The organism is Serratia rubidaea, assembly GCF_016026735.1.
Classification (GTDB): Bacteria; Pseudomonadota; Gammaproteobacteria; order Enterobacterales; family Enterobacteriaceae; genus Serratia_B; species Serratia_B rubidaea.
In genome coordinates this window covers 3,201,346-3,216,416 of record NZ_CP065640.1, presented here as the reverse complement: position 1 = coordinate 3,216,416, position 15,071 = coordinate 3,201,346, and the positions used below count along the sequence as shown (strand labels likewise).

General features: G+C 58.8%; 10 protein-coding genes. 3 read left to right on the top strand and 7 right to left on the bottom strand.

Annotation, left to right across the window (positions count from 1 at the left end):
• Nucleotides 1-26 precede the first annotated feature (26 nt).
• Together pflB and pflA are read left to right on the top strand one after the other, a co-directional pair.
• Nucleotides 27-2,309 (top strand): formate C-acetyltransferase, encoded by a 2,283-nt coding sequence (gene pflB, locus I6G83_RS15060; RefSeq protein WP_015671751.1) that lies wholly within the window; start codon nucleotides 27-29, stop codon nucleotides 2,307-2,309.
• A 284-nt stretch (nucleotides 2,310-2,593) separates the two neighbouring features.
• Nucleotides 2,594-3,334 carry a pyruvate formate lyase 1-activating protein gene (gene pflA / locus I6G83_RS15055; RefSeq protein WP_054307491.1) on the top strand — a complete coding sequence of 247 codons (741 nt, stop codon included), beginning with the start codon at nucleotides 2,594-2,596 and terminating at the stop codon, nucleotides 3,332-3,334.
• Nucleotides 3,335-3,386: 52 nt separating this feature from the next.
• Here pflA and I6G83_RS15050 read toward each other — a convergent pair whose 3' ends face one another.
• The 7 genes from I6G83_RS15050 to lrp all read right to left on the bottom strand — a co-directional run bounded on the left by I6G83_RS15050 (nucleotide 3,387) and on the right by lrp (nucleotide 13,314).
• Nucleotides 3,387-4,538, bottom strand: a complete 1,152-nt coding sequence (locus tag I6G83_RS15050) for an MFS transporter (protein WP_054307490.1) — start codon at nucleotides 4,536-4,538, stop codon at nucleotides 3,387-3,389.
• Nucleotides 4,539-4,799: 261 nt separating this feature from the next.
• Complete coding sequence (locus tag I6G83_RS15045; protein WP_054307489.1) at nucleotides 4,800-5,216, bottom strand: NUDIX hydrolase; 417 nt, start codon at nucleotides 5,214-5,216, stop codon at nucleotides 4,800-4,802.
• A 267-nt stretch (nucleotides 5,217-5,483) separates the two neighbouring features.
• Nucleotides 5,484-6,776 carry a serine--tRNA ligase gene (gene serS, locus I6G83_RS15040; protein WP_054307488.1) on the bottom strand — a complete coding sequence of 431 codons (1,293 nt, stop codon included), beginning with the start codon at nucleotides 6,774-6,776 and terminating at the stop codon, nucleotides 5,484-5,486.
• Nucleotides 6,777-6,885: 109 nt separating this feature from the next.
• The gene (locus tag I6G83_RS15035; RefSeq protein WP_051032620.1) at nucleotides 6,886-8,172 is read right to left on the bottom strand and encodes a replication-associated recombination protein A; all 1,287 of its coding nucleotides are present in this window, start codon (nucleotides 8,170-8,172) and stop codon (nucleotides 6,886-6,888) included.
• Nucleotides 8,173-8,239: 67 nt separating this feature from the next.
• Complete coding sequence (gene lolA, locus I6G83_RS15030; protein WP_015671745.1) at nucleotides 8,240-8,851, bottom strand: outer membrane lipoprotein chaperone LolA; 612 nt, start codon at nucleotides 8,849-8,851, stop codon at nucleotides 8,240-8,242.
• A gap of 188 nt (nucleotides 8,852-9,039) precedes the next feature.
• Nucleotides 9,040-12,699: a DNA translocase FtsK 4TM domain-containing protein gene (locus I6G83_RS15025; protein ID WP_062778997.1), complete on the bottom strand. Its 3,660-nt coding sequence runs from the start codon at nucleotides 12,697-12,699 to the stop codon at nucleotides 9,040-9,042.
• 120 nt (nucleotides 12,700-12,819) lie between these two features.
• Nucleotides 12,820-13,314, bottom strand: a complete 495-nt coding sequence (lrp, locus tag I6G83_RS15020; RefSeq protein ID WP_004928318.1) for a leucine-responsive transcriptional regulator Lrp — start codon at nucleotides 13,312-13,314, stop codon at nucleotides 12,820-12,822.
• Nucleotides 13,315-13,978: 664 nt separating this feature from the next.
• On the opposite strand from lrp, the gene trxB reads away from it, so the two are divergent.
• A complete protein-coding gene (gene trxB / locus I6G83_RS15015) occupies nucleotides 13,979-14,950 on the top strand; it encodes a thioredoxin-disulfide reductase (protein ID WP_015671743.1) in 972 nt (323 codons plus the stop codon).
• Nucleotides 14,951-15,071: the final 121 nt, after the last annotated feature.

Genomic DNA, 15,071 nt, shown 5'->3' with positions numbered 1-15,071 from the left:
CTCCACAATTAGAAGGTAGGTGTAACATGACCGAACTTAACGAGAAATTAGCCCAAGCCTGGGAAGGTTTCAGCAACGGTGACTGGCAGAACGAAGTCAACGTCCGTGACTTCATCCAGAAAAACTACACGCCGTATGAAGGCGATGAGTCCTTCCTGGCCGGCGCTACGCAGGCGACCACCACGCTGTGGGACAAGGTCATGGAAGGAATCAAACTGGAAAACCGCACCCACGCGCCGGTTGATTTCGATACCAACGTCGCCTCTACCATTACCTCCCACGACGCCGGTTACATCAATAAAGATCTGGAAACCATCGTCGGTCTGCAGACCGAAGCGCCATTAAAACGCGCGCTGATCCCGTTCGGCGGCATCAAAATGGTTGAAGGCTCCTGTAAGGTCTACGGCCGCGAGCTGGATCCGCAGCTGAAAAAAGTCTTTACCGAATACCGTAAAACCCACAACCAGGGCGTGTTCGACGTCTACACCAAAGACATCCTGAAGTGCCGTAAATCCGGCGTGCTGACCGGTCTGCCGGATGCTTACGGCCGCGGCCGCATCATCGGCGACTACCGCCGCGTAGCGCTGTACGGCATCGACTTCCTGATGGCGGACAAATTAAACCAGTTCAACTCCCTGCAGGAGAAGCTGGAAAACGGCGAAGATCTGGAAATGACCATCCAGCTGCGCGAAGAGATCTCTGAACAGCACCGCGCGCTCGGCCAGATTAAAGAGATGGCCGCCAAATACGGTTACGATATCTCCGCGCCGGCGAAAAACGCCCAGGAAGCGGTGCAGTGGACCTACTTCGGCTACCTGGCCGCAGTGAAATCACAAAACGGCGCCGCCATGTCCTTCGGCCGCGTCTCCACCTTCCTGGATGTCTACATTGAACGTGACATCAAGGCCGGCAAACTGACCGAAGAGCAGGCGCAGGAACTGATCGACCACCTGGTGATGAAACTGCGCATGGTGCGCTTCCTGCGTACCCCTGAGTATGACGAGCTGTTCTCCGGCGACCCAATCTGGGCCACCGAATCGCTGGCCGGTATGGGCGTCGACGGCCGTACGCTGGTCACCAAGAACAGCTTCCGTTTCCTGAACACCCTGTACACCATGGGGCCGTCTCCGGAACCGAACATGACCATTCTGTGGTCGGAAAAACTGCCGCTCAACTTCAAAAAATACGCGGCGAAAGTGTCTATCGACACCTCTTCCGTACAGTATGAAAACGACGACCTGATGCGTCCTGACTTCAACAGCGATGACTACGCCATCGCCTGCTGCGTCAGCCCGATGGTGGTCGGTAAGCAGATGCAGTTCTTCGGCGCGCGCGCCAACCTGGCGAAAACCATGCTGTACGCCATCAACGGCGGCGTTGACGAAAAACTGAAAATGCAGGTCGGCCCGAAAGAAGCGCCGATGATGGACGAGGTGCTGGACTATGACAAAGTCATGGACCGTATGGACCACTTTATGGACTGGCTGGCGAAGCAGTACGTCACCGCACTGAACATCATCCACTACATGCATGACAAGTACAGCTATGAAGCGGCGCTGATGGCCCTGCACGACCGTGACGTCTACCGCACCATGGCCTGCGGCATCGCCGGTCTGTCCGTGGCGGCCGACTCCCTGTCTGCCATCAAGTACGCGAAAGTCTCCACCATCCGCGACGAAGACGGCCTGGCGGTGGACTTCAAGGTTGAAGGGGAATATCCGCAGTTCGGTAACAACGACCCGCGCGTCGATGACATCGCCTGCGACCTGGTGGAACGTTTCATGAAGAAAATTCAGAAACTGCGCACCTACCGCAATGCGGTGCCGACCCAGTCCGTGCTGACTATCACCTCCAACGTGGTGTACGGCAAGAAAACCGGTAACACGCCGGACGGCCGCCGCGCCGGCGCGCCATTCGGCCCGGGCGCCAACCCGATGCACGGCCGCGACCAGAAAGGCGCCGTCGCCTCTCTGACCTCGGTGGCGAAACTGCCGTTCGCCTATGCGAAAGACGGTATTTCCTATACCTTCTCCATCGTACCGAACGCGCTGGGTAAAGATGACGACGTGCGTAAAACCAACCTGGCGGGCCTGATGGACGGTTACTTCCACCATGAAGCCGCTATCGAGGGCGGGCAGCACCTGAACGTTAACGTGATGAACCGTGAAATGCTGCTGGACGCGATGGATAACCCTGAGAAATATCCTCAGCTGACCATCCGCGTATCCGGCTATGCGGTACGTTTCAACTCGCTGACCAAAGAGCAGCAGCAGGACGTTATCACCCGTACCTTCACGCAGACCATGTAACACCTTGCCGATGCCGGGCTGCACAGCCCGGCCAGATGGCAACCGGGGGCCGGGATAACCGGCCCTTTTAACACGCAATGTTCCTGACTCCCGCGAGTCTGTTTTGCCAGGTATCTATACTCAGTGGACATCCGGCAAAACAGTGATCCGGCACACGGCCGGTCAACAGGCATCTCTCCCCTCCGGCAGTCGGGCTTTTCCGCTGCTGCATCGCTGATACCTGACCGACGGCCGTACGCCCATTTTTAGACTGCGCTTGACAGTCAATATTGGAGAAACCCGCAATGTCAGTAACTGGTCGTATCCACTCTTTCGAATCCTGCGGCACCGTTGACGGCCCGGGCATTCGTTTTATCGTCTTTTTCCAGGGCTGCCTGATGCGTTGCCTGTATTGCCATAACCGCGACACCTGGGATACGCACGGCGGCAAGGAAGTGACCGTGGAAGAGCTGATGAAGGACGCCGTCTCCTACCGTCACTTTATGAACGCATCCGGCGGCGGCGTAACGGCCTCCGGCGGCGAGGCGATTCTGCAGGCGGAGTTCGTACGCGACTGGTTCCGCGCCTGCCATCAGGAAGGCATCAATACCTGTCTGGATACTAACGGCTTCGTGCGCCGCTACGATCCGGTGATTGACGAGCTGCTGGACGTTACCGATCTGGTGATGCTCGATCTGAAGCAGATGAATGACGATATTCACCAGAACCTGGTGGGCGTCTCCAACCACCGTACGCTGGAATTCGCCCGCTATCTGGCCAAGCGCAACCAGCGCACCTGGATCCGCTATGTGGTGGTGCCGGGCTGGTCAGACGACGATAAGTCCGCCCATCTGCTGGGTGAATTCACCAAAGATATGAAGAATATTGAAAAAATCGAGCTGCTGCCCTATCACGAACTGGGCAAACATAAATGGATCGCCATGGGCGAAGAGTACAAGCTGGACGGCGTGCATCCGCCCAAGGCCGAGACCATGGATCGGGTCAAAGGCATTCTGGAAGGCTACGGCCATAAAGTGATCTACTGATTACGCACGGCAACATGAAAAAACCCGGCGCTCCTGGCCGGGTTTTTCGCTTTCAGGCCGCGGCGAACGGCGTGTGATGATGGTCCGGCTTCTGTTTTTTCAGCAGCATCACCAGATAGACCAGCGCCACTGCGGCAATCATCACGAACAGCAGCTGGTCGGAATAGTTCTGCATCAGCATCGCCGTCATCGACGGGCCGAGCAGGCTGCCGATGGTGTAACTCATCAACAGCGCCTGGTTCATCGCCACCAGCTCATGGGACTGCACCTTCTCGCACGCCCAGGACATCGCCACCGGGTACAGCGTAAAGCCGGCGCAGCCCAGAATAAACAGCGAAGGCGCCATGGCGTAGCCCCCCAGCATCGCCATGCTGGCGATAATCACCACGAAGACCTGCACGCGCAGCACCAGCAGTCGCCCGTAGCGGTCGGCCATTTTACCGACCGGCCACTGGCCGATAATGCCGGAGCTGACCAACAGCGCCATCCAGTAGCCGACGTCCGCATCGCTGAAGCCCTGATGGGACAGATAAAGCGGCATCAGGCCATACAGCGAACCGAGCACAATGCCGGAAATCACGCAGCCGTTAATGCCCAGACGCGCGCTGCGGCGTTTCAGCATCGGCAATACCGCCGCCTGCTGCGGCTCATCATCGGCGCGATTGACCCGGGCAAACAGCATCGGCAGCATGGCGGTAATCACGACCGCCGTCACCCACGGCAGCACGTTCAGCAATTCGGAAGAGACCATGCCGAGCAGCAGCTGGCCGATCACCGTCCCCAGGTAATACACCGTCATATAGGCCGCCAGCAGCTGACCGCGGTTGGTCTGATTACCGCTGCGCAGCAGCGCGCTCTCAACGATCACCCAAATCCAGGCGCAACCGATGCCGGCCATGAAGCGCCACCCCAGCCAGCTCCAGAAGTCGAGCGACAGCGCCATGCCGGCTGTCGCGACGGCAAACAGCAGGCAGGAGAGATGGTAGCTGCGGGTAAAACCGATGCGCTTAATCAGCTTGCCGGCCAGCATGGTGCCGAGCAGGTTGCCGGTAAAGTAGGAAGAGCCGATCATTCCCACCTGCCAGGTTGACAGTTGAGCATGAGTTAACCAAAGAGGGACTAACGTATTCAGTACGGCAATAGAAACCGTGAGCAACAACAAGCCGCAGAGCAAGAGAAGCACTGGGCGGGAGTATGCGTACATAGTGAACTTGAGACCGAGCAAGCAATGAGAGTGCGCGCATCATGCCACTGGCGATAAAAAAGTCAATCGCCAGTAAGCGATCGATCGCACGATTTGTTTTCAGCGGCGGCCTCACGGCCTGAAATCAGCGCCGGGAGGCGGTGAAATTCGGTAAATCAGGCGGGTAAAACTTAGACGCAAACGTACTTCGCCCGCCCCTCACGGTCCGCAGCAACAGCGTTGTGTTTTAACGTGCCGGTTGCCATCGCATACGCCAGCGAATCAGTCGATCAGCTGCATCTCTTTTAACGCATTCAGCACCTGCACCGAGACCACAGAGCAACGGTGACGATCCGCATATGTGAGCCAGGCGATCTCTTCAATCTCAGCGTTAGCCTTCAACTCACCGCTAAAGTCGGCGGTAAAACAGCGTATGTTCACTACCACGCCCTGCGCCTTACCGTCGGCCTGCCCGCTGAACTCGCCAAACAGAACGATGCTGTCATGCATTAAATCAACGGAGAGTTCTTCGTTAATTTCCCTGACCAGCGCCGCCTGGTCACTTTCTCCGGCCTCTCGCTTCCCGCCGGGAATATAAAAAGTAGATTTATTATATGAACGCGCCATCAGAATTTTTTTGTTCTGAATATAAATCCAACCCAACTTATCAATCTTTTTGGCTACAACGTTGTTATTCATTTTCTGGCCTCTCAATCCAGCTCGGATACCGATTCAAACCACGGTGGCGACTCCAGCACAGAGCAACGAACAGCACGCTCATCACCATGGCAGCGACAACAGAGGAAGCACCGCAAAAATACCGTACATGATGAAAACAAACTCAATATGGTCTGTTTATTCGTAAACAAGGGTTCATGCCCGGAAGACATGAACCCTTGTTAAATTAGCCGGTCAGGCGAAATATCAGCGCCGGAGAGTCCCCTCAGGCGCCTTTCAGTTCCGCTATCAGCCGATAAATTCCAGACCGCCCATATACGGACGCAGCACTTCCGGCACCTGAATACGGCCGTCAGCCTGCTGGTAGTTTTCCAGTACCGCAACCAGCGTACGGCCAACCGCCAGGCCTGAGCCGTTCAGCGTGTGCACCAGACGCGGCTTTTTCTCGGTCTTGCTGCGGCTGCGCGCCTGCATGCGACGCGCCTGGAAATCCCACATGTTGGAGCATGAGGAGATCTCGCGGTAGGTGTCCTGCGCCGGCAGCCACACTTCCAGATCGTAGGTCTTGCAAGCGCCGAAGCCCATGTCGCCGGTGCACAGCAGCACTTTGCGGTACGGCAGGTTCAACAGCTGCAGCACTTTCTCCGCGTGGCCGGTCAGCTCTTCCAGCGCATTCATCGAGTCTTCCGGACGTACGATCTGCACCATCTCAACCTTGTCGAACTGGTGCATGCGGATCAGACCGCGGGTATCACGGCCATAAGAGCCCGCCTCGGCGCGGAAGCACGGCGTATGCGCGGTCATTTTCAGCGGCAGCGCTTCCTCTTCCAGAATCTCATCGCGCACCAGGTTGGTCAGCGGCACTTCCGCCGTTGGGATCAGCGCGTAGTTGCTACTGTCGGATTCTTCTTCCAGCGGTTTGGTGTGGAACAGGTCGTCACCAAACTTTGGCAGTTGGCCGGTGCCGTACAGCGTTGCGTGGTTCACCAGATAAGGCACGTAAGCCTCCAGGTAACCATGCTGTTCGGTGTGCAGATCCAGCATAAACTGCGCCAGGGCGCGGTGCATGCGGGCAATCTGCCCTTTCATCACCACAAAGCGGGAACCGGTCAGTTTTACCGCTGCGGCAAAGTCCAGACCGCCGGCCATTTCACCCAGGTCAACGTGGTCGCGTACCGGGAAATCATAAGCGCGTGGTTCACCCCAGCGGCTGACTTCCTGGTTTTCGCTGTCGTCTTTGCCGTTAGGCACGGCGTCGTCCGGCAGGTTCGGCAGCGTCAGCGCGTAATCGCGAATGTCGTTCTGCAGCTTGTCCAGCTCCGCCTTGGCGGCATCCAGCTTGTCACCCAACTCGCTCACTTCGCGACACAGCGGCTCGATGTCTTCCCCACGCGCTTTCGCTGCGCCGATGGATTTCGATCGGGAGTTACGTTCTGCCTGCAGCGCTTCTGTTTCTACTTGCAGAACCTTGCGGCGCTCTTCCTGCGAACGCAGCAAATCCAGATCGAGTTTAAAACCACGGCGAGCCAGTTTTTCGGCGACTGCGTCTAGCTCATTACGCAGCAGATTGGGATCGAGCATGCTAATCCTGTGCTTGTTGTTATTGAAAGAAAATTTGTTGTCTTATGCGGCTGATTGGGCGCCGCATAAAAGGAAAGTGATACCCGCTAACCTTACCGCAACGGCAACGCTAGCGGTAGCGTTTTGTCGGGCTATTTTGATCCTGCTCCGTAAGCCACGCCAACTTTTCACCAATTTTACCTTCCAGCCCGCGGCTGGTCGGCCGGTAGTAGCGCGTATTGGCCATTTGCGGCGGGAAATAGTTCTCGCCGGCGGCGTAGGCGTTGGGTTCGTCATGGGCGTAGCGGTACTCCGCCCCCAGCCCCATCTCTTTCATCAGCTTGGTCGGCGCGTTGCGCAGATGTTCCGGCACGTCATAGTCAGCCATCTCTTTTGCATCGCGCATCGCGGCTTTAAAGGCGGTATAAACCGCGTTGCTCTTCGGCGCGCAGGCCAGGTAAACGATCGCCTGGGCGATGGCGCGTTCGCCTTCCGCCGGCCCGACGCGGGTAAAACAGTCCCAGGCGGCGATCGCCACCTGCATGCCGCGCGGGTCGGCATTGCCGACGTCTTCCGAGGCGATCGCCAATAAACGGCGCGCCACGTACAGCGGATCGCCGCCGGCGGTAATAATGCGCGCATACCAGTAGAGCGCCGCATCCGGCGCCGAACCGCGCACCGACTTATGCAGCGCGGAAATCAGATCGTAAAAGCGGTCGCCCTTATTATCAAAGCGCGCGCTGCGTTCGCCGGACACCTCTTTCAGCAGTTCAGGAGTGAGTACACGCACGCCTTTGGCATTGATTTCCGCCATGTCGGCCATCATTTCCAGGCTGTTCAGCGCCCGCCGGGCATCCCCGCCGACCAGTTCAGACAGCACGTGCCGCGTCTCGTCCGGCAACTCGATATTCTGGCCGCCAAAACCCCGCTCTTTGTCGTTCATCGCCTGATCCAGCACCTGGCCGATATCATCAGCGGTCAGCGCCTTAAGCAGGTACACGCGCGCCCGCGACAGCAGCGCCGAGTTCAGTTCAAACGAGGGGTTTTCGGTGGTGGCGCCGATAAAGGTGATGGTGCCGTCTTCAATATGCGGCAGGAACGCATCCTGCTGGCTCTTGTTGAAACGGTGCACCTCATCGACAAACAAAATGGTGCGGCGGCCGGCATCGCGGTTCTGCCGCGCGCGCTCGATCGCCTCGCGGATCTCTTTAATGCCGGAGGTAACGGCAGAAATGCGTTCGACATCGGCCTGCCCGTAGCGGCCAATCAGCTCTGCCAGCGTCGTTTTCCCCGTTCCCGGCGGTCCCCACAGGATCATCGAGTGCAGCTGCCCGGCCTCAATGGCGCGCGGCAGCGGCTTACCCGGCGCCAGCAGATGCTGTTGGCCGATATATTGCGCCAGCGTGGTTGGCCGCATACGCGCGGCCAGAGGCTGGAACTCATTCTGGGAAAAATCGAGCGACAAATTATTACTCACGCTTACCTCACTGGCGCTGGTCGTCCAGCGTCACCCCCTTCGGCGGGGTAAATTTAAACTTACCGGCGTCAACCGCGGTATTTTGCTGGCTTTTCAGCGTATAGGCGCTGCGCTGGCCATCCTGCTCCACGGCGGCGAAGCTGTTGATGGTGCCGCTGTTAGTCACGGAGATCGCAAACTGCTTCAGGTTACCGCTGCTGCTTTTCGGCGTCAGTTCGAAATCATCGCCTTTCTGCTTAATGTTGTACTGCTTCCAATCGCTTGGGTTGTTGCGGGTGATCAACATAAACGGCGTATTGCCGGTGGCGCTTTTCAGCCAGGTCGCCGTCACCTGCTCAACAAACGGATTATAGAACCATAGCGTTTCGCCATCGGAAACCAGCACGCTTTCATCAGGCGACGTCATATGCCAGTTGAACAGATTAGGGCGCTTCACCCACAGCTCGCCTTCTCCCTGCTGCACGGCGGAACCATCGCCGCCGGTGACGGTCTGGCTGAAGCTGGCGTGGAAGCTATTTACTTTCGCCAGGCGGCTCTGCAGGTCGTGCGCCGCGTCGGCCAGCACGGAGGTGGATGCGAATCCAGAAAGCAGGCAACAAGCAACTAACAGTTTTTTCATTATTCCAGATACCTTTTCAAATGCGTTGACCGCCAAACGGCGTCAGCGGGGAAACAGATCGCGTCTTCACTTTACCGCAAGCCTGCGGCGGGCAGAACGCGCAAAATTCCGAGAACCGACGGGTTTACCCTTCTTTGCACAAGGGCCGCAGAGCGGCCCTTGGATTTCTTACTGTATCTCTTCGACGATCATTCGTGCCGCGGCGGGGCCAGCACCTCACGGTTGCCGTTATGCCCCTGCTCGCTGACGATGCCCTGCGCTTCCATCTGTTCGATGATGCGCGCCGCGCGGTTATAGCCGATGCGGAACTGGCGCTGTACGCCGGAGATCGACGCGCGGCGTTTATCCACCACAAACTCGACCGCCTGATCGAACAGCGGATCCAGCTCTTCGTCGCCGTCGAGACCGCCGCCGCCTTCGCCATCGTCACCGCCGCTGATAATGCCGTCCTTATATTGCGGCCGCTCACGCGCTTTCCAATCCTTGACCACCGCGTGCACTTCCTGATCGCGCACAAAGGCGCCGTGCACGCGCACCGGGATCGACGAGTTCGGCGCCAGATACAGCATATCACCCATCCCCAGCAGCGATTCCGCACCGCCTTGATCGAGGATGGTGCGGGAGTCGATCTTGCTCGATACGGTAAAGGCGATACGCGTCGGGATGTTGGCCTTGATCAGGCCGGTAATCACATCCACCGACGGACGCTGGGTCGCCAGCACCAGGTGGATCCCTGCCGCACGCGCTTTCTGCGCCAGGCGGGCGATCAGCTCTTCGACCTTTTTGCCGACGGTCATGATCAGATCGGCAAATTCGTCGACCATCACCACGATGTACGGCTCTTTCTCCAGCACCGGCGGCGTGATGTCCATGCTGTCGGTCGGTTTCCAGAACGGATCCGGAATCGGACGCCCCATGGCTTCCGCCTGATCGACGCGCTCGTTATAACCGGCGATGTTACGCACGCCCAGTGCGGACATCAGCTTATAGCGACGCTCCATCTCCGCCACGCACCAGCGCAGGGCGTTGGCCGCGTCTTTCATGTCGGTCACCACGTCGGTCAGCAGGTGTGGAATACCTTCATATACCGACAGCTCCAGCATTTTCGGGTCGATCATGATAAAGCGCACGTCTTTCGGCGTGGCCTTATACAGAATACTCAGGATCATGGCGTTAACGCCGACCGATTTACCGGAACCGGTGGTACCGGCGACCAGCAGGTGCGGCATTTTGCCCAGATCGGCCACCACCGGCTCACCGGAAATATCCTTGCCCAGCACGATGGACAGCGGCGACGGATTGTCGCGGAACGCCGGGCAGTCCAGCACTTCACGCAGATAAACCGTCTGGCGTTTGGCGTTCGGCAGCTCCAGGCCGACATACGGCTTGCCCGGAATCACTTCCACCACGCGCACCGCCGGCGTAGACAGCGAACGCGCCAGGTCGCGCGACAGGTTGGAAATACGCGCGGCCTTCACGCCCGGCGCCAGATCCAGTTCGAAACGGGTGATCACCGGCCCCGGCAGAATATCCACCACTTCGGCCTTCACGCGGTAATCCGCCAGGCTGGCTTCCACCAGACGCGCCTTCTGCTCCAGCGCAAACGTATCCACCGGCTCGATATCTTTCGGTGCTTCGGTCAGCAGTTCCAGCGTCGGCAGCGGCGTGGTCGGTTTCTCCAGCGGCTGGTCGTTACGCATCAGGAACGGGTGGATCAGGCTGTCCATCGCCGGCTGCTGCGGCGCGGCCGGCTGGGCCGGTGGCTGCTGCGGCTGCGCAGGCGGTTGCTGTTGAGCCTGATAAGGTTGCTGCGACGTTTGCTGGCTCTGGTACGGCTGCGGCGGCGACTGAGGCTGCGGGTAAGCCGGCTGCTGAGCCTGGTATGGCTGCTCTTGCTGTGCAGGCGGCAGCTGCGCCGCGTTGTCGTCCTCAGGCCACGGCGCTGCGGGTTCTTCATGCGGCGACAGGGTAAACAGCGGCTCATCCGGGCCGTTATCCACCAGATCGTCAACCGGCGAGAAGCTAAACGCATTGTTGGTTTCTACCGGCTGCGGGGCAACCGGCGCGGCCGGCTGAGGCTCGGCGCCATAGCGCGCCTGCTGCTGCTCGGCAAACGCCTTGCGCAGCGCCTCTTCCTGCATGGCGTCCTCATCATCTGCGCTTACCGCAGGTTCAGCATGGTCATGCTGGTACTCTGCGCCGTAACGCTGGCTCTGCTGTGCAGCGAACGCCTGACGCAGCGCTTCTTCCTGCATCGCCTCATCATCCTGAGACGCCACGGCGCTATTCGGCGCAGGTTCCGCAGTCTGTTGTCCGCGCTGCTCCTGCTCCGCCATCCGCTGCGAAGGCAGCTTGATGCCGTAAGAGGCCAGCTCGCGGCGCGTCGGGATACGCACCGGATTCGGGCGCGGCAGCTCGGGGCCAATCCCCTGCTTCACCTGGCTATTGCCTTCGCTGGTGGCGCTGAACGCCGGCATAAACGTATTAGCCGCAGCTGCGCCAGCCGCGGCAACGGCAGCATTGTCCATCGCCGGTTTGGCGGCGGCGGATGACAGCGCCCCGTCAATAACGTCGGGAGCCGCACGATGGTGTCCGCTATCTGCCTGCGCCGCAGAGAAATCAAACGGCGAAGCGGCAGGCTGCTGAGACGCCGTCGCCCGGTTCCAGTCCCCCAGGCGCGGCTCATCATCGTCCTGGTGAGCCTCGGCCGGACGCGGGGTTTTCGGCGCCGGCGTCTCTTCAGGAATTTCAAATGAGTACAGCGGCGGCGCGTTATCTTCCGGCGGCGCGCTCATCGGATGCTGGTTCACGGAGGCCGGCGCGGCGGGCGCGGTCGTCACCGCCGGGGCGGCCGCAGGCGTAGCCGGAGCTGCGGCCACAGGAGCCGTCGGGGCTGCCGCAGGCGTGGCCGGAGCTGCAGCCACAGGAGCCGCCGGGGCTGCCGCAGTAGCGGCCGCGTCTTCAGGCGCCGGCGCGACAGCGCTATCCGCCGCATCCGCGCCATCGTCGTCGTGGCTGGCCCGCAGGCCGCTGAGCAGCGGATCCGCCGCTTCGTCGGCGGACGCCGTCTGAGCGTTCTCTTGCACCGACGGCGCGCTGAACAGTACATCATCGGCATCGGCCGCATGCGCGGCAGCGGCTGCACTGGCGGCGGCCGCTGCGCCCTTGCCGCCTTTTTCCGACACGTCGGCGTATGGTTCATCTTCGTCGTCGCGATAGCGATCGTCACGACGAGAACGGTTGGTCATAAAGGTGGCGACGCCCAATACGGCCCCGCCGATCTTCTCGGCAATCACCAGCCATGACCAGCCGGTGAACAGCGTCAGGCCCGCGGCCCACACGCACAGCAGCGCCAGCGTCGCGCCGATGCCGTTGAACCACGGCAGCATCGCGTTGCTCAGCAGGCTGCCGATCACGCCGCCGGACGCAAAGTAATAGAGATCGTCAACGTTCAGCGCCGCCAGCCCGCACGAGGTGAGCACCAGCGCCAGCGTGCCGATCAGGCGCAGTGAAAGCGCGAAGTAGTCGATATAGTCGCTGGTACCGCGCTGCCGGTAGGCAACCCAGCACAGGATAAGCGCGATCGGCGGGATCGCGTAAGCGAGCACCCCGAAGGTGAAGAACAGCGTATCGGCCAGCCAGGCGCCAACGCCGCCGCCAAGGTTATGAATCGGCTCATGCCACGCCGTCTGCGACCAGCTGGGGTCAGACGGATTGAAGCTGACCAACGCGGCCATGAGGTAAACGGCAAAAATCGCCACCACGATCAACGCAGCTTCCAGCAACCGACGGCCGCTGCTGAGTTTCTTCAAGGTAACTTCTTTATCTTCTGTGTATTCCTGGCTCAAGAAAGGCTCTCCAGGTTCCTGTTAGCGGATAGAGTAACAGCGCCGAGTTGCTTCCCCGGCGCCAAAACTGTATGAATAAACAGGAGTGTAACGAATTTAATCAGGTTTTGCACCTGCACCTTACCGTGTTTTGATAACCAGACGGTTACTCTGTTTCACTTCTTCCATTACCACGTAAGTGCGGGTGTCGTTCACACCCGGCAAACGCAGTAAGGTTTCGCCAAGCAGCTTACGGTAAGCTGACATATCCGGTACGCGGGTTTTCAACAGATAGTCGAAATCACCGGACACCAGATGACACTCCTGAATCTCTTCAAGCTTCTGTACTGCCGAGTTAAACTGCTCAAACACATCCGGCGCGCCGCGGTTCAGCGTGATTTCCACGAAAACCAGCAGTGATGCATCCAGATAGTGCGGGTTCAGCAATGCAGTATAGCCATGAATGAACCCCTGACGTTCAAGACGACGTACGCGTTCCAAACACGGCGTCGGGGATAACCCCACGCGTTTTGAAAGCTCAACGTTCGAAATACGCCCATCCTTCTGTAACTCATTGAGGATGTTGCGATCGATACGGTCAAGATCTTTACCCGGGCGTTTCTTATTGTCTGCCATTATTATTGTCTCTCTTTTTTCTTCCTTACACTTGCCAAACCCTAGCCAACGTCACTGTGTAGGGACTTGTTTCAAGCGAAGACCCGATTTTTGTTATATGCAGTCGATTGCGCTGCGCAACCGGTGCCGCACACAATGCTTCTTCACTATCCTCGTTTGCCGCGTTACAGCCTGTCTGTCAAACCCTGCGCGCGGCGATAAAACGATCTTCATCGTTAAGAAAGAAGCGCGCCTGTTCAAAGACGCCCCCTGCCCTGCCTCCGCCTGATGATGAAAAGACGAACGATCGGCTGTGGCTGCGGGGATAATTTCTTCTTCCTCTGATGTTTTCGCAAATGCGCAGCGGATTGTCAAAGTAAAAGAAGCAAAATCAGAAGAACGTACCGTCGGGAAATGCGTTAACCCCTTTTTTAGTTATGAACCGCTGGCTTAAAAAGCGCCGCGGTCGCGGAAAGACGCAGGGAAAAGCGCCGCTTTTGGCATCCGGCCGCCGCGTCGTACGCCAAAGCGCGCTAACCACGCCAACATTTCTATCGCAAGACCTCAATTAATAGCCTGCAACTATCAGACAAATCGATAACAACCGTTACAGGTGCTTTTTTTACTTCACTATTTTCCCTACAATCGATGCCATTGTCCGCCATCGTGGGAAAAGAGGTTATTCATGGGCACGGCTAAACATAGCAAATTACTGATTCTGGGCTCCGGTCCGGCTGGCTACACCGCCGCGGTGTACGCTGCGCGTGCAAACCTGCAGCCGGTGTTGATCACCGGCGTGGAGCAAGGCGGTCAGCTGACCACCACCACCGAAGTGGAAAACTGGCCGGGCGACGCCAACGACTTGACCGGCCCGGCGCTGATGGAACGTATGCGCGAGCATGCGGAAAAGTTCCAGACCGAGATCGTGTTCGACCATATCAACGGCGTCGATCTGCAGCAGCGTCCGTTCCGCCTGACCGGCGACAGCGGCGAATACACCTGTGATGCGCTGATTATCGCCACCGGCGCCTCCGCGCGCTACCTGGGCCTGCCGAGCGAAGAAGCGTTCAAGGGTAAAGGCGTTTCCGCCTGCGCCACCTGCGACGGTTTCTTCTACCGTAATCAGAAAGTCGCAGTAGTCGGCGGCGGCAACACCGCCGTTGAAGAAGCGCTGTATCTGTCCAACATCGCCGCGGAAGTGCATCTGATTCACCGCCGCGACAGCTTCCGCTCAGAGAAGATCCTGATCGACCGGCTGATGGAGAAAGTGAAGAGCGGCAACATCGTACTGCATACCGATCATCAGCTCGACGAAGTGCTGGGCGATGAAATGGGCGTCACCGCCGTGCGCATCCGCAGCACCAAGCAGGAAAACGAAACCCAGGAACTGGCCGTTGCCGGCGTATTTATCGCCATCGGCCACAGCCCGAACACCGCTATCTTCGGCGATCAGCTGGCGTTGGAAAACGGCTATATCAAGGTGCAGTCCGGCATTCACGGCAACGCAACCCAGACCAGCATTCCGGGCGTGTTCGCCGCCGGCGACGTAATGGACCATATCTACCGTCAGGCGATCACCTCCGCCGGCACCGGCTGTATGGCGGCGCTGGATGCCGAGCGTTATCTCGACGGCATCGCGCAGGCGGAAGTCTGCTAATCCCGCTCCTTAGATGACCTTAATTGACAAATAAGGCGGCCTTTTGGCCGCCTTATTTCTTTTCAGCCTGCACGGTGACGAGGTAACATTGGGCTTCGCTTGTGTGCTTCAACGTTGAAGA

Bases quoted from the DNA above. Each gene is read 5' to 3' on its own strand.
- pflB (WP_015671751.1), top strand. From the start codon at position 27: ATGACCGAACTTAACGAGAAATTAGCCCAAGCCTGGGAAGGTTTCAGC.
- pflA (WP_054307491.1), top strand. From the start codon at position 2,594: ATGTCAGTAACTGGTCGTATCCACTCTTTCGAATCCTGCGGCACCGTT.
- I6G83_RS15050 (WP_054307490.1), bottom strand. From the start codon at position 4,538: ATGTACGCATACTCCCGCCCAGTGCTTCTCTTGCTCTGCGGCTTGTTG.
- I6G83_RS15045 (WP_054307489.1), bottom strand. From the start codon at position 5,216: ATGAATAACAACGTTGTAGCCAAAAAGATTGATAAGTTGGGTTGGATT.
- serS (WP_054307488.1), bottom strand. From the start codon at position 6,776: ATGCTCGATCCCAATCTGCTGCGTAATGAGCTAGACGCAGTCGCCGAA.
- I6G83_RS15035 (WP_051032620.1), bottom strand. From the start codon at position 8,172: ATGCGGCCAACCACGCTGGCGCAATATATCGGCCAACAGCATCTGCTG.
- lolA (WP_015671745.1), bottom strand. From the start codon at position 8,851: ATGAAAAAACTGTTAGTTGCTTGTTGCCTGCTTTCTGGATTCGCATCC.
- lrp (WP_004928318.1), bottom strand. From the start codon at position 13,314: ATGGCAGACAATAAGAAACGCCCGGGTAAAGATCTTGACCGTATCGAT.
- trxB (WP_015671743.1), top strand. From the start codon at position 13,979: ATGGGCACGGCTAAACATAGCAAATTACTGATTCTGGGCTCCGGTCCG.